This window comes from Mesonia profundi (assembly GCF_031085155.1).
Classification (GTDB): Bacteria; Bacteroidota; Bacteroidia; order Flavobacteriales; family Flavobacteriaceae; genus Mesonia; species Mesonia profundi.
Window position 1 is genome coordinate 39,678 of the sequence record NZ_JAVHUL010000017.1, and the last position, 26,525, is coordinate 66,202.

The window sequence follows — 26,525 nt, forward strand, 5'->3', positions numbered from 1 at the left end:
AAAAAAGAGGCTTTTGAGCGGGAGACCAGGTTCGAACTGGCGACATTCAGCTTGGAAGGCTGACGCTCTACCAACTGAGCTACTCCCGCATTGCGATGGCAAATATACTAACTATCTTTAGTTTGAAGCAAGTAAAAAATTAATTTTTTTATAAAGTTGATTTATTTTTTAATCCAAGCAAGCTACTTTCATAAAATAACTTTAAATTAGAAGTGAAGATTATTTTCAATTATTAAAAAGCTTCTACTTATGGATCAATCAATTAAGCATAAAGAGAATGAAACCAATGGCATTTTTTATTTAGAAATTGAGAACAAAATAGTGTCAGAACTCACCTATATAAAAAAAGAGCCTAATATTTTAGTTATTGACCGTACCGAGACCAAAAAGACGGAAGAGGGAAAAGGTTTGGCGTCAAAACTTTTAGAACATACGGTTAATTACGCCAAAGAAAACAATTATAAAATAGATCCGCTTTGTCCTTTTGCCGAGGTAAAATTTGACGAAAACGAAGCCTATCAAAAAATAAAAGCATAAGTTGAATATAGAAATAAAAGAAGTCGATGTTGCGGTGGTTTTATCCATACGCCAAGAGGTGCTCCGAAATGGAAAACCTATACGCATGTGTAAAATGCAGGGAGACGAGCTACCATCTAGCATTCACCTAGGGCTGTTTTACGAAAATAAATTGGCAGGAATTACTAGCTTAATGGTAGAGGCTCATCCTGAGTTTCCAGACCTTTCTCAATTACGCTTACGCGGAATGGCGGTATTGCCAGAATTTCAGAAAAAGAAATTGGGAAAATTATTAATGGAAGAAGCGATAAGCGTTTCTCAAAAAAAACATGCTGATATTCTGTGGTTCAATGCTAGAGAAGCGGCAGTTGGATTTTATGAGAAATTCGGTTTTTCCGTAAGGGGAAATTTATTCAATATTAAAGACGTTGGGGATCACTTTTTGATGTACAAAGAGTTATGAATAGAAGAAATTTTATTACCAAAAGTGTTGCAACAACAGCAGTTAGTCTACTTCCACTTTCATTTTGGAGTACTCTTTGGCTTCAGGAATTTACACTAGATGAACTTACAGGAAAAGCAAATCTATCTCTTTATGGCGAAGGCTATCAACTGCGAGAAGAAGTAAACAAAGCCTTTTCAAAGATGCAAGCGGAAGCGAAAAAGGAAGGGATTCATATTCAAATCGTTTCTGCCTACCGCAGTTACGAACGCCAGAAGCAAATTTTTAATGCTAAATTCAGTCGGTATACTAAACGAGGTTTATCTGGAACGGATGCCGTCAAGAAAATTATTGAATACTCTACCATTCCAGGAACTTCTAGACACCATTGGGGAACCGACATCGATATTATTGATGCCAAAGCCAAGCAACCCAAAAATGTTTTAATGCCTAGAAACTACGATGAAGATGGTCCTTATTGCGAGATGAAAATGTGGCTAAATGAGCATAGTGAAAAATTTGGGTTTTACATTGTGTACACCAACAACCCCAAACGTAAAGGCTTTCATCCAGAACCTTGGCATTTCTCTTATCAAAAAACATCTTTAGCGATGCTAAAAGCATATCAGGACATTGATTTTCAAAAAATCATTACCCAAGATACAGACCTTAAAGGAAGAGCATTTTTAAGTGAATCTTTTTTAGAGACTTATAAACAGGAGCATATTTTAGATATTAATCCCGCATTACTTCCGTAAAGGAATTTTAGCATAACTTTATATGAGAAAGAGGACTATCTTCTTTAACTTTGCGACAAAACAAGATCATGTCGAATAAAGCTATTTTAGTCATTTTAGATGGCTGGGGAGAGACGAGCGATAAGAGTGTATCTGCTGTAGATCAAGCCAATACTCCATTTATAGATTCTTTATACAAAAACTATCCACACGCCTTATTGCGCACCGATGGTGAACATGTAGGGCTTCCTAAGGGACAAATGGGAAATAGCGAAGTGGGGCATCTTAATTTGGGAGCAGGAAGAATTGTTTACCAAGATCTTGCGAAAATAAATAAAGCTGTGAAGAATAAATCCCTAAGCTCTGAGCCTGTATTAGAACAGGCTTTTGACTTTGCGGTAAGTCACGAAAAACCCATTCACTTTATAGGCTTACTTAGTGATGGCGGCGTGCATTCTCATATTAATCACTTAAAAGGATTATTGGAAGCGGCACAAGAGTTTGGTGTAAAAGAAAAGTATGTACACTCCTTTACCGATGGTAGAGATGTAGATCCAAAGTCTGGTTTAGGTTTTGTAGAAGAGTTACAACATAAGCTGGAAAAAACCAACAGTACATTAGCTTCAGTAATTGGAAGGTATTATGCTATGGACCGTGATAAGCGCTGGGAAAGAACAAAAAAAGCCTATGATTTACTTGTGAATGGCGTGGGAGAAGAAAGCTCTTCTGTCTTAAGTCATATTCAAAAAAGTTATGATGAAGGCATTACGGATGAGTTTTTAGAACCTATTCTAGTGAATACCGAAGGAAAAACTCATAGCATTGAAAAAGGAGATGTAGTGATTTTCTTTAATTTTAGAACCGATAGAGGTCGGCAATTAACCCATGCATTGACGCAAGAAGATGTACCTCAATACAATTTAAAAAAGCTTCCGTTGTATTTTGTGACTATGACGAATTATGACGATACTTTTTCTAATATTAATGTCGTTTTTAACAAAAATCACATCAAAGCCACCTTGGGAGAAACCTTAGAATATGTAGGAAAAACTCAGGTAAGAGCCGCAGAAACAGAAAAATATCCGCACGTTACTTTCTTTTTCTCTGGCGGAAGAGAAACTCCATTTAAAGGAGAAGAACGCATCTTGGTGCATTCTCCAAAAGTAGCGACTTACGATTTACAACCCGAAATGAGTGCGGTAGAATTAACCGATAAACTCGTCGGCTCAATTGAAGACAACGATAAAGATTTCTTTTGCATTAACTACGCCAATCCAGATATGGTAGGACATACAGGTGTTTTTGAGGCAGCAGTTAAAGCTTGCGAAACCGTTGATGCTTGTTTAAAGAGAATTGTTGAAGCTGGAAAAGGCAACTACAACTTTATTATCTTAGCAGATCACGGCAATAGCGAAAAAATGAAAAATGAAGATGGTTCTGTGAATACAGCGCATACGACTAATCCCGTGCCTGTTATTTTAATCTCTTCTGAAAGAAAACAAATAAAAGACGGAATATTAGGTGATATCGCTCCTACTCTTTTAGAGCTTATGGACGTTAATAAACCCGAGTTGATGACTCAAAATAGCTTACTATTATGAAAACAACATACCCTCTTTTATTCGCGTTATTAGTTTTAGTTTCTTGTGAAAGTCAAAAAGAAGTTCAGAAAGAAACAAAAACCTTAAGTACAACGAGTACCTCTACAAAAACCGAAACAAAAATTATTTCCGAAGAAAAAATATCTCCGCAAGATGATACTTATACAGGTATTCTTAACGAAGAAGACCTAAAGTCTGGCATCTTAAAAGAATGGTTCATGCCAGGTTATGAAGCCTACGACCCAGACCAAGCTATTGTAGATAAGATTAATAAAAATATTGATGATTACAGTATAAAAGTATTTATGGGAACTTGGTGTTCAGATAGCCGAAGAGAAATACCTAAACTTTATAAACTTCTAGATCAAATTGATTATAATCAAAACCAATTGGAAGTAATCACTACCGACGAAGATAAAAACACAAAACAAGGCTATGAGAAAAAATACAACATAGAATATGTTCCTACCATTCTTTTTATAGACAAAAATGGAAAGGAAGTGAATCGTTTTGTAGAATTTCCTCAAGAATCCTTAGAAGAAGATATTTTAAAAATTGTAACCAATCAATCTTATAAAAACAGTTACGCAGACTAATTATTTATGGCACATAATAAATCATTTTTGATAGCAGTCGATTTTGACGGAACCATTGTAGAAAATAAATATCCTAAAATTGGAGAACCCATAACCTTTGCTTTTGAGACTTTAAAAAAGCTTCAAGAGGCAGGACATCGTTTAATTTTATGGACTTATCGTTACGGAAAAGAATTAGATGACGCAGTAAAATTTTGTGAAAAACATGGAATTGTATTTTACGCTGTTAACCAGAGTTTCCCAGAAGAGGTTTTTGATCCTAGAGTAAGTAGAAAAATTAATGCTGATATATTTATTGATGATAGAAATATTGGGGGACTACTAGGATGGGGAGAAACCTATCATCATATCATGAACGAAGAACCAGAACACTTAAAACCTACAAAAAAGAAGGGCTTATTTTCCTTTTTTAAATAAAAGCATATGATTATAACTAAAACCAGAGAAGAAATTGAATTAATGAGAGAAAGCGCCTTAGTGGTATCCAAAACTCTCGGAATACTTGCTAAAGAAGTTAAACCAGGTGTTACCACCTTACAGTTAGATAAACTCGCCGAAGACTTTATAAGATCTGAAGGTGCCATCCCAGGTTTTCTTGGTCTTTACGACTTCCCTAACTCTCTATGTATGAGTCCCAATGCGCAAGTTGTTCATGGAATTCCCAATGACCAGCCCATGCAAGAAGGGGATATTATTTCTATTGATTGTGGAGCAATCAAAAATGGCTTTTATGGGGATCACGCCTATACATTTGCTGTGGGAGAGATTGATGAGGAAGTAAAGAAGTTATTGCAAGTAACTAAAGACTCGCTATACAAAGGAATTAAAGAATTTAAAATAGGGAATCGCGTGGGTGACGTAGGTTATGCCATTCAAAAATATGCTGAAGATCACGGCTACGGAGTCGTAAGAGAGTTGGTAGGACATGGATTAGGAAAAAACATGCACGAAGATCCAGAGATGCCCAATTACGGAAAAAGAGGCAGAGGAAAAAAATTCGTAGAAGGCATGGTCGTTGCGATTGAGCCAATGATTAATATGGGAACAAAGAACATTAAACAGCTTAAAGATGGTTGGACTATTCTTACTCGAGATGGGAAGCCCAGTGCGCATTTTGAACATGATGTAGCTTTGGTAGACGGTAAGCCTGAACTCTTATCGACATTTGATTACATTTATGAATCTTTAGGAATTGAAAGTGATGAAGAAAGAGAATTTAGAAAATAAAGAAAGTTTCTACCTAAATAATAATCTTTTAGAAGAATGGAAATTTTACTTTGAAGAAAACTGGGCAAAAGGCTATGAAGTAGCGCTTTCCAGTAAAGGTAGAGTGATGAATTTCGTGAAGAGCAAACACGGAAAGATTTTAAAGGGAAGCAAGATCAACGGCTACCCTATTTTTAACACGCGTTTAGAAAACGGAAAACGAAATAATTTTTACACTCACAAATTAATCGCAAAAGCTTTCTTAGAAAAGCCAAAAGACGGCTTATTTGTTATTCATAAAAATTATGAAAAAACCGATAACAACCTAAACAACCTGCAATGGGTGAACCGAAAAGAATGGGAAGCTCATCAAGACAAAAATCCAAAAGTCATTGCCAAAAGAAAAAGTAAAAGCAGGAGTTTTGCTAAACTCAGCTTTGCTCAAGCGACTGTTCTTAAAAAAAAGCTTTTAGACCCCAATCGAAGAACAAGATTAAAAGTATTGGCTAAACAATTTGGAGTTTCTGAAATGCAATTGCACCGAATTAAAACCGGAGAAAACTGGGCCGATATAAAAGTATGATTAAAAAAGGATTTCGGTTTATTCTTAACCACATTCCCAGGCCTATACTTATCAAATTAAGTTATTTGGCAAAACCCGTTTTGGCGGTTAGTCTTCGAGGTGAAAAATATACAGATCCCATAGACGGGAAAAGCTTTTCCACGTTTTTACCTTATGGATATGTACATCAGCGTCCCAATGTACTATCGCCTTCTACCCTATCTTTAGAAAGACACCGGCTGTTGTGGTTATACTTAGAACGAAAAACAGACTTCTTTACCAAACCTCGAAAAATGCTTCATTTTGCACCCGAGCAAGCTTTTTATAAAAGGTTTAAAAAGATGAATCACCTAGAATACACTACCACCGATTTAAATTCACCCTTGGCAGATGTAAAAGCAGATATTTGTGACCTTCCTTTTAAAGACAATAGCTACGATATTATTTTTTGCAACCATGTGTTAGAGCACATTCCCAATGATGATTTGGCGATGGAAGAGCTATACCGGGTTTTAAAATCGGGTGGCTTTGCCATATTGCAGATTCCGCAGGACCTAAAAAGAGAAACCACTTTTGAAGACGACAGCATTACAGATCCCAAAAAGAGAGCTGAAATCTTTGGACAATACGATCACGTAAGAATTTACGGTCGGGATTATTTCAGCAAGTTAAAAGAAAAAGGATTTGAGGTAGAACAAATAGCGCTCGCTAATGAACTTACTCTAGAAGAAATAGACCGTTATCGCATAGATCCTAAAGAAATCTTACCGGTTTGCCATAAGCCTATTTAATAATTAGAATACTTCACAGATAAACAGTCAAAATTTTCATTTCTTTTATACCTTTGCGCTTCCTAAAAATGACATCATGTATCATAAAAATATAAAACTTTTTTTAGCTGCAGCGATTATCGCTTTTGCAGTGTATCAATTTATTGAAGGGAATATAGGAAATGGAATTGCTCTTATTCCCCTTGCCGGAATTTTCGTCTTTTTATACTTCAAAAACGAAATGATCTTATTGGCATTTATGCGTTTAAGAAAGCAAGACTTTGAAGGCTCTAAAAAATGGTTGGATAAAATTAAAGATCCTGAAGCGGCCTTAACCGTGAAACAACAAGGATACTACTACTATTTACATGGTCTTATGTATTCTCAAAAGAATATGACTAAAGCCGAAAAATACTTCAAGAAAGCCATTAAATTAGGACTTTCTATGAGTCAGGATTTAGCGATGGCTAAGCTTAACTTAGCTGGGATTGCCATGTCTAAAAGAAGAAAAAGAGAAGCTCAAATGCTTTTAAAAGAGGCTAAGAAAGCGGATAAGCATGATATGCTTGCCGATCAAATAAAAATGATGAAGCAGCAAATGAAAAAAATATAGTTTTTTTATTAAATTATTGATGATAAATCAACTTGTTAACACTTAATCCCGGCTTTGTTGGGATTTTTTTTTATATCTTTAAGTAAAGTTTAACAGGGAAAGTATGAAACTATTTCTACAATTTTTATGTATTGGCTTATTTAGTGTTTCTGTTTTAGCACAAGACCGGAAGGTCTTCTTTTCTGAAGCAGTAAGCATTCATGTACCTAAATATAAAAAGAAAGCACAAAAAGCTTACCGAGAACACAATACCAAATACGCCGAATTTCTATTCGATTCTATAGTTAAAAATCATCTTTCTGGCACCTATATCGATAATTTTGATATCAATTGTATAGGTAAAAATAAGAAGTGCATTAACGATTTTAAAAAACCTATTTATTTAACTACTTATGCTTCTTGGTGTGTTCCTGGGAAAGGCGAAATCCCCGCTCTAAACGAGCTGGCAAAAAAATACAAAGATGAAATTGATTTTATTGTCCTTTTTTGGGATAAGAAAAAAAACGTTAAGGAGGTTATTTCCGACTATAAAAGATTTATTGATATTGTATATGTGGATGAGCTTGAAAACAAAGATGCCTATATTATAAGAACGATGAAGCATTCTTTAGGATTTCCTACCACTTTTTACATCGGTTCTGATAAGAAAATAATTCATATCGATCGTACAGCCAAGCTTCCCTATACAGATCCTTTTGAAAACTCTTACAATCTTAATTTTAATAATTTGTCTTCGGGCGTTTCTGAAATACTGGCTCATGAAGAAGAACTTTTAGCATCCACTCCGTTTGCACTCAACTAACACCTATTGAATTATTATAGCTTATAATAAATAATCCTCTGGAGGGAGTAAACCTTGGAATGGTTTTTAAATCAAAAAAACCTTGCTAACTCTGTACTATGATACAGAAAATAAATCTTTTTAAACGGCTTTTAAATGCGTAACAAATTGACTATAACAAAGGAGCCCAAAGTCTACAAAAAGACTCCTTAAGTCTCTTTACAAGTCCTCTTTCCTTCCATTCATCTATATTTATCTGCTCACAATCTTCTATATCGTCATTGAATATAGCAATCATTTTCTGACTGAATTCCTTATTATAAATCAAAGCATTGATTTCAAAATTAATCTCAAAGCTTCGGTAATCCATATTAGAAGTTCCTACTGAACTAAATTCTCCGTCAATTACCATCGTTTTGGCGTGTATCATTCCTTTGCAATAATGATAGACTTCAATATCAGACTCTAAGACATCCAATATATAAGAATTGGTCGCGTATTTTGCAGCCCAAGAATCTCCCTTTTTCGGAAGCAAGAGTTTCACTTCAACCCCTCTTCTACTAGCGGTTTTAAGTGCGGTTAAAATTTGATCATTGGGAATAAAATAAGGCGTGGTAATATGTATGCTTTTATCAGCAGAATTAATCGCTGTAAATATGGCTTCCATAATATGGGGCCAGTTAGAATCTGGTCCGCTAGCAGCAATTTGCACCGCTATTTCTCCGCAGTTTTCCATCTTCGGAAAAAAAGAGTCTGTAATTTCTATTTCTTGATTTGAAACAAAATTCCAATTCAGTAAAAAGTGAGACTGTAAAGATTTTATAGCATTTCCTTTTATACGAAGATGCGTATCTCTCCAGTATCCTTTCTTACAAGGATTCACATAATCATCAGAAACATTAATCCCGCCTACATATCCTAAGGTACCATCAATAATTACAATCTTCCGGTGATCTCTATAATTCAATTTTCGGGTTAAATTAGGAAACCAAACGGGCATAAAAGGGAAAATTTCTATTCCAGCAGACTGCATTCGCTTTTCTTGTTTTCCGCTAAGAGCACTTCCTACATAATCATAAATCACTCGTATATGAATCCCCTCTTGAGCTTTTTTACATAGAATATCTATCAACTGAAGTCCAACCTTATCTGAATTAAAAATATAGTATTCTAAATGAATATAATCTTTCGCTTGTTCTATATCTTTAAAAAGGGATTCAAATTTCTTTTCTCCGTTAAGAAGAATCCCTACATCGTTCCCAAAAGTGAGTGGCTTCTTTTGATTGTTTTGAAGCAGTTTCACAATATTTACCTGGTTATCTAAAAAACGATCTTCGTATTGATCTAGTTTTTGTTCTCCCACCAGTAATTTCTTTTCCCATTCTTTTACTTTCTTATTATTAAACACTTTTCGGCGTTTAAACATTTTATCTTTTCTATATTCTTGTCCGAAGAAAAAATAAATCAGTAAACCCACAAAAGGCAGTACAATAAGCGATAAAATATAAGATACGGTAGTGATGGGATTTCTATTGTTCAAAATAATAAAAAACGCCGTCCCAATGGCTATCACATAATTAATGATAAGCAAGCTAATAAAGATATTATTTTGAACAAAGTCTAGCATCTAGGGCTTATACGTATAAGTTCCTTTTTTAGGAATCTCAATTTGATAGGCTTTTCTAGATTTATTATTAAGATGAGCTTCTCTTAACCAAGGGTTATGAATTTTTAAGATTTTATAATTGATTCCAAACTCTTTCGCAAACTTACCAAAATCGGTTACTGCAGTGTCTACTTTTACCTCTTTCACCTTAATGGTTTGATATAAATCATCTTCGGTAAAATTGAAACCATAGTTTCCTGGATCACTAAGAACCGTTTTTAAGGCTAAGATTCTAAAAACATATCTTCCAGTCTCACTATTCAATAGCAAATCGTAGTAATCGTGTACGTATTGACGATCTTGTTGTCTAGTAATTCCATAGTTACCTGCGTTATACGCCGCTGCGGCTAAGGTCCAACTTCCAAATTTAGCTTTAGACTCCAATAAATATTTACAAGCGGCTTCGGTAGATTTCTGAATATGGTAACGTTCATCTACGTTCTCATTTACTTCTAAGCCATGTTCTTTTGCCGTAGATTTCATAATCTGCCAAAACCCTGTTGCACCTGCTGGAGAAACAATTTGCGTAAGTCCGCTTTCCGCTACTGCTAAATATTTAAAATCATCAGGAATGCCGTGTTTTTTTAAAATAGGCTCGATGATAGGAAAGTACTTTTCTGCTCTTTTAATCAAAAGCAAACCGTTAGATTGCCAGTAGGTATTCACCATCAGCTCCCTGTCCATACGTTCTTTAATGTCTGGGTTCTCTGTAGGTACTTTTTCTCCCGCAAAATTTAAATTTTCAGGAATAGCCAATGCATAAACGTTGTAATCTTTTACGGCTTTTTCTGGATCATTATGTACCCGTACTTGCTCTTTGGGAACCGGAATTTGGGTAAAAGAGCTTATGGCTTGTACTCCTACTCCCGCCACGGTAACTGCACCTATGATGGTAACTATATTTTTTATTGATTTCATTGCTTATTTTTTTAATTTCTTAAAAGAAATTCTCAACTGGTCTTTTCCCGACTTTTAGTTGAAGTTTTCCTCCCTAATTATTTTTTCTAATCTAGTTTTATTCTGGTTTTACCGACTCTTTATCTATATTTTTATTCTTCAATTTACCGTTTAAAATAAGTTCGGGTAAATGTTCATTAAACCACCTAAACCTGTCAATCACCATAATATGCGTTCCATTTTTAATGGTGATGCAATCTTTTATATTCTTATGCGGAAAAATAATATCCTTATCTCCATGAATATGAATCACATTCGGCAAGGTTTCTTCTTGATCCCAAAACAACATTTGCTCTAAAGCCCAATCGATATAACTTTGGTCACTTACCGATAAATATTGCTGGTACAATTGTGCTCTTTTCGTTAAATAATTTCCTACTGGCAACTTTTCCAAACCTTCTATCTTGTCTACTAAACTGGTAGGAAAAATCTTATAAAGTGCTGTTTTTCTGGCAAAACGCATTCTTTTTGGTAATTCAAACTTATTCTTTACCGTAGAAATTAAAATTAATCGCTTAACGCGGATTTGCTTACTCATCTCTTGAACAATAACCCCGCCAAACGAAACTCCAATCAAAACAGGATTTTCATGATGAACGTCTGCTAACATTCTGGTCGTATACTCTTTTAAACTTTCCTTCAGAATGGGAATCTTCCATTCTAACCAATGCATCTTAAACTGATCTTCGGGCAATTTTATATGCTCAAATATACTTGGATTCGCCGCCATACCTGGCATAAAATAAACGTGAATCAACTTATCTTGGATCATTTTTTAACACGGGTTTACACTAAACTAATAAAATAATAGAGTAAATTTACAGGTAAAAATATTTGATAAAATTGGTTTTACCATATATAAAAGGTTAAAACTAAAGCAATTTTATTTTTACTCCGCCCCATTTTAGTATAGATCTCAAATTCACTCCTTATGGAAACCATCGAAGTTAAAGACAATGAATTTTTAAGACAGTTTGAAACCCTTGTGAATGAAGAGTTAATCACCCTTGAATATTCTAAACAAGAAAGAAAAATCTTTTTATCTAAAATACTTATTTCCGATGAAAAAAGAGCAGATGGTACTTTAGAAAAATTTTTAACGGGAATTTTCGATCACATTGAGGAAAGAGGTCGCATAAGAGTTGTTCCTACCAGCAAAGAAGTCGTTAATTTTTTTAGAGCCAACAAATCTAAATACACCGATTTGCTTCCTATTGGAATGAATATTTAAGCAATCACTTTTTCTGAAGCAAATTCAAAACGCACCAATCCATCTTCATCAATTTTAGATAAGCAAACTTGATGCAGCGTATTCACATAAGAAGGATCCCAAGGCATTTTTACTTTTACGTAATTTTCCGTAAAGCCGTGAATGTAGCCTTCTTTATTTTCACCTTCAAAAAGCACTTCTAAAGTATTCCCTAACTGACTTTCATAAAAAGCCCGACGCTTTTTGGCAGAAAGACCACGCAACATTTTGCTTCTTTTCTTTCTTACCTTCAGCGGAACTGCATTTTCCATTTCGGCGGCAGGAGTATTATCCCTTTCTGAATAAGTAAATACATGTAGGTAAGAAATATCAAGCTCGTTTAAGAAATTATAGGTCTCTAAAAAAAGCGCATCGGTTTCTCCCGGAAAGCCTACAATCACATCTACACCAATACACGCATTAGGCATCACGCGTTTAATTTGCGTTACGCGATCTACGTACAAACCACTCATATAACGACGTTTCATCTTTTTAAGCAGCTCATCGCTTCCGCTTTGCAACGGAATGTGAAAATGCGGCACAAACGTATGGCTTTGGGCTACAAAATCTATGGTTTCGTTCTTTAATAAATTGGGCTCGATAGAAGAAATACGCAATCTTTCTATCCCCTCAACCTCATCTAGAGCTTTTACCAGATCTAAAAATGTATGCTCGTGGTGTTTGTTGCCAAACTCTCCTTTTCCATAATCCCCAATATTTACTCCGGTTAACACAATTTCTTTAATGTTTTGCTCAGAGATATCTTTAGCATTTTGAAGCACATTCTCTAAAGTGTCGCTTCTAGAAATCCCTCTTGCCAACGGAATCGTACAATAGGTACATTTATAATCACAGCCGTCTTGCACTTTTAAAAAGGCACGCGTACGATCTCCAATACTGTAAGAACCCACATAAAAATCGGCTTCTTCAATTTCACAGGAATGCACTTCTCCCATGTCATTTTTGGTAAGATCGTTTAGGTAATCGGTGATTTTAAACTTTTCGGTAGCGCCGAGTACTAAATCTACGCCGTCTACATCTGCTAACTCTTCTGGTTTTAATTGCGCATAACACCCAATAGCCACTACAAAGGCATCAGCATTTACCTTTTGAGCTTGCTTTACGATGGTTTTAAAACGCTTATCGGCATTCTCGGTAACGCTACACGTATTGATCACATAAATATCTGCCTTCTCTGTAAATTCTACCTTAGAAAAACCTTCATTTTTAAAGGTTCTGGAAATGGTAGAAGTTTCAGAAAAATTTAATTTACAACCTAAGGTGTAAAAAGCGACTTTTTTATTTTCGTGCATCATAAAGCTCTTTCGTATTCTTTTAGTAATATTGCTTTTAAAGTAAAATCCTAAAATGTAAAGGAAATTTTTCCGTCAAGCGGAACGAGTTCAATCTTCCTTAGAAACATTTAATAAAGGAGTCTCCATCTTTGGTTTACATACCAAACTTTGAATTACTTTAAAAATGCGTGCAAATATACGACCTTAAATTTTTATACTCAAATTGAATAAAATTGCTTGCTTCATAAAAACCAGCTATTTAGCCTTATTACTTCCAATGATGCTTTTCACCTCTTGTGAAAATACCTCAACTGCCAAAAAAGACCATTTGGTTTTTAGATACAATGAGCACGCTAACATTACTTCTCTAGATCCTGCTTTTGCAAAAGATCAGCGTAATATTTGGCCTTGTAACCAACTCTACAATGGTTTAATTCAGTTGGATGATGAACTCAATACGCAACCAGATATCGCCAAATCATGGGAAGTTTCTAACGACGCTAAAACCTACACTTTTCAGTTAAGAAAAGATGTTTATTTTCATGAACACCAAATTTTCGGAACTCAAAAAACAAGAAAAGTAACTGCTAAAGATGCGGTATACAGTCTCAATCGCTTAACCGATCCTAAGATTGCTTCTCCCGGAAGTTGGGTTATGCAGCAAGTAAAAAACATTTCTGCCAAAAATGACTCCACGCTTGTCATCGACTTAAAACAGGCATTTCCCGCTTTTCTAGGTTTACTTTCTATGAAATACGCCAGTATTATTCCTACAGAAATGGAGCAACTCGATTTTAGAAAAAATCCTATTGGCACCGGACCTTTTCATTTTAAACGCTGGGAAGCGAATGAGAAGTTAGTCTTTAGAAAAAATAAGCTTTATTTTGAAAAAGATAAAAATGGCAATCAACTTCCTTATCTCGAAGCCGTCGCCATTACTTTTTTACCAGATAAGCAGAGTGAGTTTCTTCAATTTGCCCAAGGAAAAATAGATTTTCTTAGCGGATTAGATCCTTCCTATAAAGATGAGTTATTAAATGCTAAAGGAGAATTACAACCCAATTATCAACAGCGCATTCAAATGCTACGCGCGCCATATTTAAACACGGAATATTTAGGTCTCTACCTTGACTATCCCTCTCCGGAATTGAATTCTCAGAAGCTACGTCAAGCGATTAATTACGGTTTTGATAGACATACGATGATCACCTATTTAAGAAACGGAATTGGCACTCCAGCTACTTCTGGCTTTATTCCCAAAGGTTTACCGGGGTTTTCAGATGCTACGTATTACGAATACAATCCGCGGAAAGCGAAAAAACTAATCGAAGACTTTAAAAAAGAAACGAGAGAACAAAATCCTACAATAAGCATCAGCACCAACGCCTCGTATTTAGACTTGTGCGAATACATTCAGCGAGAGTTGCAAAAAGTAGGTTTACAGGTAGAAATCGATGTGATGCCGCCCTCTACTTTACGTCAACAACGCTCTGCTGGGAAATTAGCAGCTTTTCGCGCCAGTTGGATCGCCGATTATCCCGATGCGGAAAACTACCTCTCTTTATTTTATAGTGATAATTTTTCTCCGCAAGGCCCTAATTACACTCACTTTTCTTCTGAAACTTACGATGAAATCTACCGCCAATCTTTAGAATTGGGAGATTTAAAGCAAAGAATTCCGCTTTACCAGCAAATGGATTCTATCATTATGACTCAAGCGGCAGTGGTTCCTTTATATTATGATGAAGTGATTCGGTTTACGCAAAACGAGGTGGAAGGATTAGGGATTAACCCTATCAATTTATTGGATTTAAAACGGGTAAAAAAATTGAAGGAATGAGAATCCTAAAGTTCTCTACGTATCTTTACAAAAAAATTACATGAAATGAGTCGTCGTATAGAATTGAGAAACGTAAATGTTACGCGCTACATCACCCCTTTACGGGAAGGAGGATCGCTTCCCGCGGTAGCCGATGCCGATGACGGATTTAAATATGTGATTAAATTTAAAGGCGCTGGTCACGGCGTAAAAGCTTTGATTGCTGAATTGATTGGAGGTGAAATTGCACGCGTATTAGGATTTAAAGTTCCAGAATTAGTCTACGCTCATTTGGATGAAGCTTTTGGAAGAACTGAGGCCGATGAGGAAATTCAGGATTTGCTAAAGGGAAGTCAGGGTTTAAATTTAGGCTTACACTTTTTAACGGGCGCCATCAATTTTGACCCTGTAGTTACTACTGTTGATGCGCAATTGGCATCAGAGATTGTATGGTTAGATGCATTTATCACCAATATAGACCGTACGTTTAGAAACACCAATATGCTTATTTGGAACAAGGAAGTTTGGTTAATTGATCACGGTGCTGCTTTATACTTTCATCATTCTTGGATCCATTGGGAAAAGAGTGCAAAAACCGCTTTTCCTTTTATTAAAGATCACGTTTTACTGCCTCAAGCCAGTCTGTTAGCCGAAGCAGATCATAAATTAAAGCAACTACTGAGTCCAGAAGTATTGCAGGAGATTGTCAACCTCATCCCTACAGAGTGGTTAACTTGGGAAGGCACTCCAGAAACTCCAGAAGAAATTAGAAACGTTTACTATAAGTTTTTAACGACACGCTTAAATCATTCTCATTTATTTTTAAAAGAAGCACAGCATGCAAGGGAAGCACTTATATGAATATACCATTGTTAGGATTGTACCCAAAATAGAACGCGAGGAGTTCTTTAATGTTGGGGTGATTATATATGCTAAACAAAGCAAGTTTATTGATATGCGTTATCACGTAGATCCTCAAAAACTAAACGCATTTTGTCCCGATTTAGATCTAGAGCAAATCGAAAAAAACTTAGAAGCTTTTAAAGCGATAAGCTTAGGTCAAAAAGAGGCTGGTCGTATTGCCGAAATGGATATGGCTTCGCGCTTTAGATGGCTTACCGCGACTCGAAGCTCTGTGATACAAACCTCTAAAACCCACCCTGGATTTAGCGATTCTCTTCCCGAAACGGTAGCTTGTCTTTTCAACGAATTGGTGTTGTAATATTGTAATGTTCGACTAAGATATAAGAGACAAAACGTAAGATTTAATTTATAAAATGTTGATTATGATAAATATTTTAATCTAGCTTTTAATACAAAATTAGATCAATGATATCGCAACTAAATTGTGTCTTTAGGCCTCCTTTTTTTTTAAAAAATTATAGTGATAAAAACTAGGCGAATGATTTCTAATTTCAATTAGTCGCAGAGTAATTTATTATCTTAACAGCACATTAGGTTTTTAGAATAATCACAATATTTTTTGCGTTAGGAATTACAGAGGACTTGTCTGTCGGTAGACAAGAATCCTTTTTCTCTTTTCGAGAAAAAGATTGCAACGTAAAGCCTGCCTTTGTCGGCAGACAGGACCGACCCGCTAGGGAAACGCCCAAGTAAAAAAACTATCTATTAATCCCCATTTTGTTGATCCAGCGTACATAAGCTTGGCGATTATTATTGTGTTGTCTCAAGGTTTTGGCGAACTTATGATAACCAGGATTTTCGGGGTTGGCTACAAAATAAAAGTAATCGTGATCTTCGTTTTGCAGCACTGCATCTATTGATGAAATATCTGGCATTGCAATAGGTCCCGGTGGCAATTCTTTGTTTCTATAGGTATTATAAGGCGATTCTATCTCTAGATCTTTATACAGAACGCGTTTAATAACGGTGTCAAAATCATTGTTTGCTTTCTTAATAGCATAAATTACCGTTGGATCTGCGTCTAATTTCCAACCATTTTTATGTCGGTTCATATAAACTCCTGCCACTCTTTTTCTCTCATCTACCTTGGCGGTTTCCTTTTGTACAATAGAAGCGACTACGCTTACTTCCTTAGGACTCAAGTTTATTTTTTTGGCTTGCTCCAAACGGGAGGTATTCCAAAAGCGATGATATTCTTTAAGCATTCTTGCTCTAAACGCTTCCGCGGAAGTGTTCCAATACAATTCATATTGATTGGGAATGTACATAGAAAGTGCGGTCTCTGGAGAGAAATCGTTTTCTTTTAGAAAAACAGGATCTTGCATCATCGTGAGCAAGCTTAGACTGTCGGGTTCTATTTGTTGCGCCACTCTTCCTGCCAAGTTCTCCAATCGCTCCTGGTTATTAAAAATCACCGAAACGGGTTCGTTTTTACTTCTAAGCGTGTTGATAATTTCGTTATTATTCATCCCTTTTTTCAGAATAAATCTTCCCGCTTTTAAATGAACATTATATCCTTTTCGTCTTGCTACTTGATCAAAGTCACTTAAATCTTTTACCAAAGGTTTTAATTGTTCTAATACTTCTTGGTAAGTATCTTCACTAGACACATACACCGAAGCTTGCTCTGTAGTAAACTGAGTGTTGGGAGAGAAAATGGTGTTATAGATAAAATAACTAAAAATTCCTATCGCCACCACTCCAAGAACAGCGATTATGACTAATATTTTTTTAATATACATGCTTAATTAATTGGTATAAGATTTCATTTTTATAGGTGCCGTCTACAAGTATCCAGTCTATTTTTGTTCCTACTTGCACAAAATCAGCTTTTTCAAAAAGCTTTCTACTTGGCAAATTATCCTCTGGAATATTGGCGTAAAGTTGATGTAATTTTAAATGGGTAATCGCATAGTTGGTTAGCAATTTTAAACTTTCTAAGGCAAAACCTTTTTGTCGCATTTTAGAAGACGCAATTACAATCCCTACTCCTGCCCTGCGATGTGCGGGGTCAAAATCGAATAGATCAATAAATCCCAAAGGTTTTTGAGTTTCTTGCGAGACAATGGCTAAGCGCAATTGCTTGGCTTCATAAATATCTACATGGCTGTTTTCTAAATACTTTCTCAGTATAAATCTAGAAAATGGAACTTGCGTTGCACTTAATTCCCATAAACTTTCGTTATTCTCTACCTCTTCTAAAAAAAGTAAATCTTCTGGCTCTAAAGCTCTCAAACAAACCAATTCTCCTTTTAATGTTAACATAGAATAGTCCCTTCAAAAACAAATTGAGCCGGCCCGGTAAGCCAAACATTTTTATAACTTCCGTTTTCTTCATCAAAGCTAACGGAAAGACTCCCGCCTTGAGCGACAATTGCTACTTTATCATTTTGAATCAGTTTTTCCTTATGTGCCGCTATTGCTACGGCAGTCACGCCTGTCCCACAAGATAAAGTTTCATCTTCCACTCCTCTCTCGTAAGTTCTTACCTGCAAGTAATCTTCTTGAGGCGCTACGAAATTTACGTTCACACCATCTTTCTTATAGGTTTCGCTATAACGGATTCTTGCTCCGGTTTCCTTAATATTCAACTGATCTACATTTTCCATAAAACTCACATGATGAGGAGAGCCCGTATCTAAGAAATAAGCATCATTTATTTTTTCTACGTGTAAAACATCTTGCATTTGCAGGCTTACCAAGTGCTCATCTATCGTGGCATAATGCTTCCCATCTATCGCTGTAAAGGTCGCTTTACCGTTAATAACTCCTAAAAACTGGGCAAATTTCACGAGGCATCTTCCGCCGTTTCCACACATGCTACTTTCATTTCCGTCGGAATTAAAATATACCATTTTAAAATCATCTTCCCGATCTTCAGAGGCTTCTAAAAGTATGAGTCCGTCTGCTCCAATGCCAAATTTTCGATCACACAAGAATGCAATGCGTTTGGTATCATTTTTGAAACTCTTTTTACGATTATCAATCATGATAAAATCATTTCCGGTTCCTTGATATTTATAAAATTTTAGCGTCATGATTTCGTTTTATAAAAAGCAAAGATACAATTTCCTTAAAAAGAAGCAGACGTTAAAGTGACGTTAACCTAAGAAGGAATAGAAATTGGTTTATTTAATTTTAAGTCTTAAAAGTGAAACAATTATGAAAAAGATTTTGACTCTAGTAATGGTATCTGTTTTAGGCGGAGCGATTACTTTAGGCGCTTACAAAATATTCTTGGAAGAAGACCACGTGCCAATCACGACCTCTTCACAAGAACAAAACCCAGCCCTCAACTATGTTTCCCACTCTAATTACAGCAAAAACTTTAACAGTAAAGATGCCGACTTTACGGAAGCTGCCGATAAAACGGTACATGCCGTAGTACACGTAAAAAATGTAGCCATAGGAAGAACTCCCGGAAGCATTGCTGAATATATGGAATACATGCGAACCGGAAGAAGAAGTAACCAAACTCAACGTGCCATTCAAGGGGCGGGATCTGGAGTAATTATTACCGAAGACGGCTACATCGTCACCAATAACCACGTGATTAAAGGAGCTTCAGAACTTGAAGTCACCCTAAACAATAATCTTACCTATAAAGCAGAGGTTATTGGTACCGATGAACGTGCTGATATTGCCTTGATAAAAATTAATGCAGACCAATTGGATTACCTTCCTTTTGGAGACAGTGATCAAATAAAATTAGGAGAATGGGTCTTGGCTGTAGGAAATCCTTTTAACCTTACCTCAACCGTTACTGCAGGGATTGTGAGCGCCAAAGGTCGTGATCTGAGTCGCGGAGATCAACGTATGCAATCTTTTATACAAACCGATGCTGCCATCAATCCCGGAAATAGTGGTGGTGCTTTGGTAAATATTAACGGAGAACTCATTGGAATTAATACGGCAATCACATCACAAACCGGAAGTTATATTGGCTATGGTTTTGCCGTTCCTAGCAATAATGCAAGAAAAATTATTGAAGATATTTTAGAGTATGGAGACGTGCAACAAGCTATTTTAGGAATTACTGGAGGAACCTTAAACCCTGAAGCTGCTAAAAAACACAAGCTTTCCATTTCTCAGGGCGTTTACATTAGTTCTACCGAAGACGGCGCAAAAAAAGCAGGACTTAAAGAAGGTGATCTTATTACAAACATAGACGGAATAAGAATTAGAAAATTAGAAGACCTAACTTCTTACATTCAAACCAAACGTCCTAACGACGAAGTACAAATCAATTATTTACGTAACGGAAGTGAAAAAATCACTAAAGTAAAACTGACGAAGTTTGAAACTTTTGTCATTGAGGCAGCAGGAATAGAAATCACCAATGCAGGAGAATCTTTCTTAAGTCAATTCAATTCGACTAGCGGAGTAAAAATTTACAGACCTTTATCTGATCAAATGGATATTCCTGTGAACGAGTTTATCATCACTCAAGTTAACGATCAACGAGTAAGTAATGTAGAAGACGTTAAAGAAGTTCTTAAAGATAAGGCACCAAATCAAGTGACTAAACTTACGTTTAGAAACAAGCAAGGTCAAGAAGAAAGCTACATCTTTAGGTAAGAATATATGGAATTAAAATCTTTAAAAAATCCTCTTCCACAAATACGTGAGAGGATTTTTAGTTTTTAGTCTATGAATATGGTTTAAATAATTATTTTTGCACGACCTTAAATCTTAACACAACATAAAATGAGTCAAAACGAAAAATACGAAAAGGAACTTGCTTTTCAAGCAGATAGAAGGAAAGCCACGGTAGAATTTATTAAAACCGTCAATGATTTATGGTATGATAAAGCGATAGAGCTTGTTCTTTTTAAAAACCAATTGATTGATAAAAGCGTTAGCGAGATACTTAACCTGCACGAATATGCAGGAGAGTTTGTAGAAAAACCAGTTTCTATATTCGACTCGGTTGAAATTGCTCAGGCCATCAAAACAATCGATCTTCCACCCGCAAAATTGGATATTGGAAAGTTAACCTATGAGTACCAAAAAGAAGCAGACAAATACAATAATGCAACTGCTTTTGTAAATGGAAAATTAGGAGAGGCTAAAAATTACGAAGATATTGAGCCAAAAGATGTGGTTTTATACGGTTTTGGTAGAATTGGTAGATTATTGGCTCGTGAACTCATGTCTAAAATGGGGAAAGGAAGTCAGCTTCGTTTAAGAGCTATCGTTGTTAGAGGCAGTGTAGACAAAACTGTTTTAGAAAAAAGAGCCTCGCTTTTAAGAAGTGATTCTGTACACGGAGATTTTTTAGGAACTGTGTCTTATTCCGTAGAAAAAAGTGCGTTGATCATTAATGGGACTACGGTTCATATTATTTCTGCCAACCAACCAGAAGACATTGATTATACAGAGTACGGCATCAATGATGCTTTAATTATAGATAATACAGGTGCTTTTAGAGATAAAGAAGCTTTAGAAAGACACTTAACAAAAGGGGCTAGCAAAGTGTTATTAACGGCTCCAGGAAAAGGAGTTCCTAATATTGTACACGGAGTTAATCAGAAAGAACACAATCCAGATGAGGTTTCTATCTTCTCTGCCGCTTCTTGTACTACCAATGCGATTACTCCGGTTTTAAAAGCCATTGAAGATTCTTTAGGAGTAGATCACGGACATTTAGAAACCATTCACGCGTATACCAACGATCAAAATTTGGTAGACAATATGCACAGTAAATACAGAAGAGGTCGTGCAGCCGCATTAAATATGGTGATTACGGAAACTGGTGCAGGAAAAGCAGTTGCAAAAGCACTCCCTGTATTAGAAGGTAAGTTAACATCAAATGCTATTCGTGTTCCGGTTCCTAATGGCTCTTTAGCTATCTTAAACCTAAACATTAAAAAAGCAGTTACTTTAGACAAGTTAAACGACATTTTAAAAAAATATGCGTTAGAAGGAGATTTAGTAGAGCAAATTAAATACTCTGTAGATAACGAATTGGTTTCTTCAGATATTGTAGGTTGTTCGGCTCCGTCTATTTATGACAGTAATGCTACGATTGTTACTGAAGATGGTAAAAATATCATTCTATATATTTGGTACGATAACGAATATGGATACAGCCACCAAGTTATTAGATTAGCAAAATACATTGCCAAAGTAAGAAGATTCACTTACTACTAGAGTTTTATAACGTACTAGAACCTACTGTTTCCGCAGTAGGTTTTTTTATTAACTACAAGAAAGCATAAATTAGTATCTTTGCCGCTTTAAAATTCAACCCAACTTCTATACAATAAGTAATAATTTTAAGACGTTGTGCTTACAAACTATAAAATACCTGAAATGAAAAAATCGTTTTTTAGCTTCTTTCTTGTACTACTTCTTAGCGGAAGTGTTTTCGCTCAAGAGGAAGTTTCACAAGAAAAAGAAAAAGATAACTCCATAAACGCGCAGTTTACGGAAATGATTGATGATGCTAACAACTATCAAGAATATAAAGTTGTGAAGCAATTTAAACTTACTCAGCTTCAAAAAAATACCGTACAAGAACTTGAAAGTTTAAATAAAACCATCAAGGCTTCTAGCGATACGATTCAAAACCAACGAAAAGAGATTGCTAAGCTTCAGCAGAAATTAGACGGAACTAATGAAGATTTGGCTAGCATTACTCAAGAAAAAGATGACATCCAATTTTTAGGAGTTGCTACCAATAAAGGCAGCTACCAAACTACCATGTGGGTGATTATTTTAACGCTTGTACTTATTCTTCTCTTCTTTATCTACAAATTCAAAAACAGCAATGTGTTGACAAAAGAGGCAAGAAAAAACTTAGCAGAAAATGAAGCTGATTTTGAAGAGTTTCGTAAAATGTCGCTAGAAAAGCAACAGAAACTAGGTAGAATGCTTCAAGACGAGAAAAACAAACAAGCGAATAAAAGTTAAATAGACTTTAGCCATGCGAATAGATATCATCACGGTTGTCCCCGACATTCTTAAAAGTCCTTTTGAAGCTTCTATTTTAAAAAGAGCTATAGAAAAAGGACTCGTAGAAGTACACTTGCATAATTTAAGAGATTATGTAACCGATAATTATAAGCAAATTGATGATTATCAATTTGGCGGAGGCGCAGGAATGGTGATGATGGTAGAACCTATAGACAAATGCATTTCAGACCTGCAGTCGCAACGTGATTATGACGAGGTGATTTATATGACTCCAGATGGGGAAAAGCTAAACCAGCGGATGGCCAATCAGCTTTCGCTAAAAGGAAATATCATTCTCCTTTGCGGACATTATAAAGGAGTAGATCAACGGGTTCGCGATCATTTTATCACCAAAGAAATTTCGGTGGGAGATTATGTGCTTTCTGGCGGAGAGCTGGGAGCTGCTATTGTATGTGATGCAATTATTAGATTGATTCCAGGAGTTCTAGGCAATGAAACCTCTGCGTTAACCGATTCTTTTCAGGATGATTTATTGGCACCCCCTATTTACACCCGACCTGCAGAATATAAAGGCTGGAAAGTGCCAGAAGTGCTCACCAGTGGCAATTTTGGAAAAATTGAAGCTTGGAGAGAAGAGCAAGCCTACCAAAGAACACAGGAAAAAAGACCCGATTTATTAAAAGATTAAATCGATAAGCTTGTTGGTATGAAAATAAATATTATTTTTGCATTCGCTTCTAAATCAACCTCTGGCGATAATCGCGAACGTTGTTTTAGTTTTACTTAAATATAATAAGAAATTATGGAATCGTTAATCCAATTTGTACAAGACGAATTCGTTACTAAAAAAGAATTCCCAAAATTTGATGCAGGAGATACTATCACAGTATACTACGAAATTGCAGAGGGACAAAAAACACGTACGCAGTTTTTTAGAGGAGTAGTTATCCAAAAGAAAGGATCTGGAACTTCACAAACATTCACTATTCGTAAGATAAGTGGTACTGTTGGTGTAGAACGTATTTTCCCAGTTAACTTACCTGCTCTTCAAAAAGTAGAAGTTAATAAAAGAGGTAAAGTTCGTAGAGCTAGAATTTACTACTTTAGAGAACTTACTGGTAAAAAAGCAAGAATTAAAGAACGTCGCTTAAAGCAATAAGTTCTAATTCTCAAATAAAAGAAAGTCTTCCTCTAAGGGAGACTTTTTTTTATTAACAATTAGTCGTGCCCGACTTAGATGTTAGATTGCTCCGCTTTTAGATGATAGAAGCTAGACTCAATTTCAATCACCTAGTAAACTATAATTTAATTTTTAAATAATACTTAATTTCAGAATTATTAGCCTAACTTAAAAAGTAACGTATAATTATTTAAGTACTTTGTCTTTCACTTCCCTCACTAAGATATTTACCATCTTTAAAGTTTTAACCGGAGACTAATAATTAACAATATTCTAATAGTTTAACACTTTCAACACGTAAGCGAATTCCTTATATTTGTGAAAATTGGATAGTAGGATTTCTCCCTTTTATTCATTTCAACATTAATTTCTAAAATAAACAAAGAACCATGGCAAACCAATCTAAGATTATTTATACCAAAACCGATGAAGCGCCTTTTTTAGCGACCCATTCTTTATTACCTATTATTGAATCGTTCACTAAATCTTCTGGCATCGATATAGAAACCAAAGACATTTCTTTGGCAGGTAGAATATTAGCGGTATTTCCAGAGGTCTTAACCAGCGACCAACGTGTACCTAATGCATTACAAGAATTAGGAGAGTTAGCAAAGAAACCTGAAGCTAACATCATTAAACTCCCTAATATTAGTGCTTCTGTACCACAGTTAAAAGCTGCTATAAAAGAATTACAAGACAAAGGTTACAAACTTCCTAACTATCCCGATGAGCCTAAAAACGCTCACGAGGAGGATGTGAAAGCCAAATACAATAAAATTAAAGGAAGTGCGGTGAATCCTGTTCTACGTGAAGGGAACTCAGATCGTCGTGCTCCTAAAGCGGTAAAGAATTACGCTAAAAAGAATCCGCATAGAATGGGAGCTTGGAGCAAAGATTCAAAAACGCACGTTTCCACGATGACTCATGGTGATTTTTACCATACAGAGAAGTCGTTAACGATTAAGAAGGCAGGTAATGTAAGTATCGAGCATACCGATAAAAACGGAGATGTAAGTGTTTTAAAAGCTAAAACAGAGCTTCTAGAAGGAGAAATTATCGATGCTTCTTTAATGAGCAAGAAAGCTTTATTAGAATTCTTGACTGCGCAGGTTGAAGATGCTAAAAAACAAGGCGTTTTATTCTCCCTCCATATGAAAGCTACGATGATGAAGGTTTCAGACCCCATTATTTTTAGCCATGCAGTACAAGTATTTTTCAAAGATGTTTTCGATAAATTCGGAAAAGAATTAGAAGAAGCTGGAGCAGACACTACCAGTGGTTTTGGAGATGTTTTATTAGCCATTAACAGTTTGCCTGAAAATCAGCAAAAAGAAGTTAATGCTGCTATTGAAGCCGAATACAATAAACGTCCATCCTTAGCTATGGTAGATTCTGATAAAGGAATCACCAACCTACACGTTCCTAGTGATGTGATTATTGATGCTTCTATGCCTGCGATGATTAGAACTTCTGGACAAATGTGGAATGCAGATGGCAAAACACAAGATACCAAAGCCGTAATCCCAGACTCTAGCTACGCACCTCTTTACCAAGCAACGATTGACTTTTGTATAAAGAACGGAGCTTTCGATCCTACTACCATGGGAACAGTTCCTAACGTTGGACTAATGGCTCAAAAAGCAGAAGAATATGGTTCTCACGATAAAACCTTCGAAATTAAAACTAATGGAGTGGTTAGAGTCGTTAAAGACGGCGAAACTCTTTTAGAGCATGAAGTAGAGCAAGGTGATATTTGGAGAATGTGTCAGGTAAAAGATGCCCCTATCCAAGATTGGGTAAAACTTGCTGTAAATAGAGCAAAAGATACGCAGTGGCCAACCATCTTTTGGTTAGATAAAGATAGAGCTCACGATGCAGAGTTGATCAAAAAGGTAACTATGTATCTTAAAGATCATGATACTGAAGGTTTAGACATTCAAATCATGTCTGTGGAAGAAGCTACTACCTACACTTTGAAACGTGTGAAGGAGGGAAAAGATACCATTTCGGTAACGGGTAATGTGTTGAGAGATTACTTAACAGATTTATTCCCAATTTTAGAATTAGGTACCAGTGCAAAAATGTTATCTATCGTTCCCTTAATGAATGGCGGCGGACTTTTTGAAACTGGTGCAGGAGGTTCTGCTCCAAAACACGTACAACAATTCTTAGAAGAAGGTCACTTAAGATGGGATTCTCTTGGAGAGTTTTTAGCCCTAGCGGCTTCTTTAGAACATTTAGGAAAAAAGTATGACAATAAAAAAGCGCTAATCTTAGCGGAAGCGTTAGATGATGCTACCGATAAATTTTTAGCCAATGATAAGTCTCCTTCTAGAAAAGTGAACGAATTAGATAACCGCGGAAGTCACTTCTTCTTAGCGATGTATTGGGCAGAAGCTATAGCGAACCAAGATAAAGACGCCGATCTTAAAGCGGAATTTTCTCAAATTGCTAAAACGATGGAAAACAACCAAGAAAAAATTCTTTCTGAATTAATCGATGCGCAAGGAAGTCCTGTAGATATAAAAGGATATTACCTACCACAAGAAAAACTTGTGAATAATGAAATGAGAGCTAGTGAGACGTTAAATAAGATTATCAATAAGTAATCTATTTACTTGTCTAGTCCTAAATAATCGATACAGATTAATAAAGGATTAAATTTAATATTTAAAGCTGAACAATGACTTCAT

28 protein-coding genes and 1 tRNA gene are annotated in these 26,525 nt (G+C 35.8%); 21 read left to right on the forward strand and 8 right to left on the reverse strand.

Translation table 11 applies throughout. From position 1 onward, the window contains the following. Positions 1-16: 16 nt before the first annotated feature. A tRNA-Gly gene (locus tag RBU60_RS07870) sits at positions 17-89 on the reverse strand. A 160-nt stretch (positions 90-249) separates the two neighbouring features. Here RBU60_RS07870 and RBU60_RS07875 point away from each other — a divergent pair. The 11 genes from RBU60_RS07875 to RBU60_RS07925 all read left to right on the forward strand — a co-directional run bounded on the left by RBU60_RS07875 (position 250) and on the right by RBU60_RS07925 (position 7,845). Further along, the gene (locus RBU60_RS07875) at positions 250-537 is read left to right on the forward strand and encodes a GNAT family N-acetyltransferase (RefSeq protein ID WP_308864243.1); all 288 of its coding nucleotides are present in this window, start codon (positions 250-252) and stop codon (positions 535-537) included. A gap of 1 nt (position 538) precedes the next feature. Next, positions 539-979 carry a GNAT family N-acetyltransferase gene (locus RBU60_RS07880; RefSeq protein ID WP_308864245.1) on the forward strand — a complete coding sequence of 147 codons (441 nt, stop codon included), beginning with the start codon at positions 539-541 and terminating at the stop codon, positions 977-979. Next, positions 976-1,716 carry a M15 family metallopeptidase gene (locus tag RBU60_RS07885; protein WP_308864246.1) on the forward strand — a complete coding sequence of 247 codons (741 nt, stop codon included), beginning with the start codon at positions 976-978 and terminating at the stop codon, positions 1,714-1,716. Before RBU60_RS07880 ends, RBU60_RS07885 begins: the two co-directional genes overlap by 4 nt. A gap of 68 nt (positions 1,717-1,784) precedes the next feature. Beyond that, on the forward strand, positions 1,785-3,296 hold the full coding sequence (gene gpmI / locus RBU60_RS07890; protein ID WP_308864247.1) for a 2,3-bisphosphoglycerate-independent phosphoglycerate mutase: 1,512 nt from the start codon (positions 1,785-1,787) through the stop codon (positions 3,294-3,296). Then, on the forward strand, positions 3,293-3,892 hold the full coding sequence (locus RBU60_RS07895) for a TlpA family protein disulfide reductase (protein ID WP_308864249.1): 600 nt from the start codon (positions 3,293-3,295) through the stop codon (positions 3,890-3,892). Before gpmI ends, RBU60_RS07895 begins: the two co-directional genes overlap by 4 nt. A gap of 6 nt (positions 3,893-3,898) precedes the next feature. Further along, entirely contained in the window at positions 3,899-4,309 is a 411-nt protein-coding gene (locus RBU60_RS07900) for a BT0820 family HAD-type phosphatase (RefSeq protein ID WP_308864250.1), read from the forward strand. A gap of 6 nt (positions 4,310-4,315) precedes the next feature. Continuing rightward, a complete protein-coding gene (gene map / locus RBU60_RS07905; RefSeq protein ID WP_308864251.1) occupies positions 4,316-5,119 on the forward strand; it encodes a type I methionyl aminopeptidase in 804 nt (267 codons plus the stop codon). Beyond that, positions 5,094-5,681, forward strand: a complete 588-nt coding sequence (locus RBU60_RS07910) for an HNH endonuclease (RefSeq protein ID WP_308864253.1) — start codon at positions 5,094-5,096, stop codon at positions 5,679-5,681. Before map ends, RBU60_RS07910 begins: the two co-directional genes overlap by 26 nt. Continuing rightward, positions 5,681-6,451, forward strand: coding sequence for a class I SAM-dependent methyltransferase (locus tag RBU60_RS07915; RefSeq protein ID WP_308864279.1), 771 nt, complete (start codon positions 5,681-5,683; stop codon positions 6,449-6,451). The genes RBU60_RS07910 and RBU60_RS07915 overlap by 1 nt, the downstream gene beginning before the upstream one ends. A 76-nt stretch (positions 6,452-6,527) precedes the next feature. Continuing rightward, positions 6,528-7,043 (forward strand): tetratricopeptide repeat protein, encoded by a 516-nt coding sequence (locus tag RBU60_RS07920; RefSeq protein WP_308864254.1) that lies wholly within the window; start codon positions 6,528-6,530, stop codon positions 7,041-7,043. Positions 7,044-7,146: 103 nt separating this feature from the next. Continuing rightward, complete coding sequence (locus tag RBU60_RS07925) at positions 7,147-7,845, forward strand: TlpA family protein disulfide reductase (protein WP_308864255.1); 699 nt, start codon at positions 7,147-7,149, stop codon at positions 7,843-7,845. 151 nt (positions 7,846-7,996) lie between these two features. On the opposite strand, the gene cls is transcribed toward RBU60_RS07925, so the two are convergent. The 3 genes from cls to RBU60_RS07940 form a co-directional block, all read right to left on the reverse strand. Beyond that, on the reverse strand, positions 7,997-9,451 hold the full coding sequence (gene cls / locus RBU60_RS07930; RefSeq protein WP_308864256.1) for a cardiolipin synthase: 1,455 nt from the start codon (positions 9,449-9,451) through the stop codon (positions 7,997-7,999). Then, a complete protein-coding gene (locus tag RBU60_RS07935) occupies positions 9,452-10,408 on the reverse strand; it encodes a lytic transglycosylase domain-containing protein (RefSeq protein WP_308864257.1) in 957 nt (318 codons plus the stop codon). A 97-nt stretch (positions 10,409-10,505) separates the two neighbouring features. After that, entirely contained in the window at positions 10,506-11,219 is a 714-nt protein-coding gene (locus RBU60_RS07940; RefSeq protein ID WP_308864258.1) for an alpha/beta hydrolase family protein, read from the reverse strand. 159 nt (positions 11,220-11,378) lie between these two features. Between RBU60_RS07940 and RBU60_RS07945 the strand changes: the two genes are divergently transcribed. Continuing rightward, the gene (locus tag RBU60_RS07945) at positions 11,379-11,678 is read left to right on the forward strand and encodes a GNAT family protein (protein WP_308864259.1); all 300 of its coding nucleotides are present in this window, start codon (positions 11,379-11,381) and stop codon (positions 11,676-11,678) included. Here RBU60_RS07945 and mtaB read toward each other — a convergent pair. Next, positions 11,675-13,009 (reverse strand): tRNA (N(6)-L-threonylcarbamoyladenosine(37)-C(2))-methylthiotransferase MtaB, encoded by a 1,335-nt coding sequence (gene mtaB, locus RBU60_RS07950; RefSeq protein ID WP_308864280.1) that lies wholly within the window; start codon positions 13,007-13,009, stop codon positions 11,675-11,677. The genes RBU60_RS07945 and mtaB overlap by 4 nt on opposite strands. Before the next feature lie 259 nt (positions 13,010-13,268). Here mtaB and RBU60_RS07955 point away from each other — a divergent pair, with 259 nt between their 5' ends. The 3 genes from RBU60_RS07955 to RBU60_RS07965 are packed head-to-tail and all read left to right on the forward strand — an operon-like array spanning position 13,269 to position 16,032. Then, on the forward strand, positions 13,269-14,831 hold the full coding sequence (locus tag RBU60_RS07955) for an ABC transporter substrate-binding protein (protein ID WP_308864261.1): 1,563 nt from the start codon (positions 13,269-13,271) through the stop codon (positions 14,829-14,831). A 45-nt stretch (positions 14,832-14,876) separates the two neighbouring features. Beyond that, positions 14,877-15,671, forward strand: a complete 795-nt coding sequence (locus tag RBU60_RS07960; protein ID WP_308864262.1) for a HipA family kinase — start codon at positions 14,877-14,879, stop codon at positions 15,669-15,671. Then, positions 15,649-16,032: a DUF3037 domain-containing protein gene (locus RBU60_RS07965; RefSeq protein ID WP_308864264.1), complete on the forward strand. Its 384-nt coding sequence runs from the start codon at positions 15,649-15,651 to the stop codon at positions 16,030-16,032. The genes RBU60_RS07960 and RBU60_RS07965 overlap by 23 nt, the downstream gene beginning before the upstream one ends. A 400-nt stretch (positions 16,033-16,432) precedes the next feature. Here the strand turns inward: RBU60_RS07965 and mltG are convergent, their stop codons facing one another. The 3 genes from mltG to dapF are packed head-to-tail and all read right to left on the reverse strand — an operon-like array spanning position 16,433 to position 18,772. Beyond that, a complete protein-coding gene (mltG, locus tag RBU60_RS07970) occupies positions 16,433-17,476 on the reverse strand; it encodes an endolytic transglycosylase MltG (protein ID WP_308864265.1) in 1,044 nt (347 codons plus the stop codon). Next, positions 17,466-17,999: a GNAT family N-acetyltransferase gene (locus RBU60_RS07975; protein ID WP_308864267.1), complete on the reverse strand. Its 534-nt coding sequence runs from the start codon at positions 17,997-17,999 to the stop codon at positions 17,466-17,468. Before RBU60_RS07975 ends, mltG begins: the two co-directional genes overlap by 11 nt. Beyond that, positions 17,993-18,772, reverse strand: a complete 780-nt coding sequence (gene dapF, locus RBU60_RS07980) for a diaminopimelate epimerase (protein ID WP_308864269.1) — start codon at positions 18,770-18,772, stop codon at positions 17,993-17,995. Before dapF ends, RBU60_RS07975 begins: the two co-directional genes overlap by 7 nt. Positions 18,773-18,896: 124 nt before the next feature. Here dapF and RBU60_RS07985 point away from each other — a divergent pair, with 124 nt between their 5' ends. The 6 genes from RBU60_RS07985 (at position 18,897) to RBU60_RS08010 (ending at position 26,441) form a co-directional block, all read left to right on the forward strand. Continuing rightward, positions 18,897-20,312 carry a S1C family serine protease gene (locus RBU60_RS07985; protein ID WP_308864270.1) on the forward strand — a complete coding sequence of 472 codons (1,416 nt, stop codon included), beginning with the start codon at positions 18,897-18,899 and terminating at the stop codon, positions 20,310-20,312. Positions 20,313-20,441: 129 nt separating this feature from the next. Continuing rightward, entirely contained in the window at positions 20,442-21,887 is a 1,446-nt protein-coding gene (locus RBU60_RS07990) for a glyceraldehyde-3-phosphate dehydrogenase (RefSeq protein WP_308864272.1), read from the forward strand. Positions 21,888-22,049: 162 nt separating this feature from the next. Continuing rightward, complete coding sequence (locus RBU60_RS07995) at positions 22,050-22,649, forward strand: hypothetical protein (protein WP_308864275.1); 600 nt, start codon at positions 22,050-22,052, stop codon at positions 22,647-22,649. A 13-nt stretch (positions 22,650-22,662) separates the two neighbouring features. Further along, positions 22,663-23,340 carry a tRNA (guanosine(37)-N1)-methyltransferase TrmD gene (gene trmD, locus RBU60_RS08000; protein WP_308864276.1) on the forward strand — a complete coding sequence of 226 codons (678 nt, stop codon included), beginning with the start codon at positions 22,663-22,665 and terminating at the stop codon, positions 23,338-23,340. A gap of 114 nt (positions 23,341-23,454) precedes the next feature. Next, entirely contained in the window at positions 23,455-23,811 is a 357-nt protein-coding gene (gene rplS / locus RBU60_RS08005) for a 50S ribosomal protein L19 (protein ID WP_308864277.1), read from the forward strand. A 410-nt stretch (positions 23,812-24,221) separates the two neighbouring features. Beyond that, positions 24,222-26,441 (forward strand): NADP-dependent isocitrate dehydrogenase, encoded by a 2,220-nt coding sequence (locus tag RBU60_RS08010; RefSeq protein WP_308864278.1) that lies wholly within the window; start codon positions 24,222-24,224, stop codon positions 26,439-26,441. The last annotated feature ends 84 nt before the right edge of the window (positions 26,442-26,525 follow it).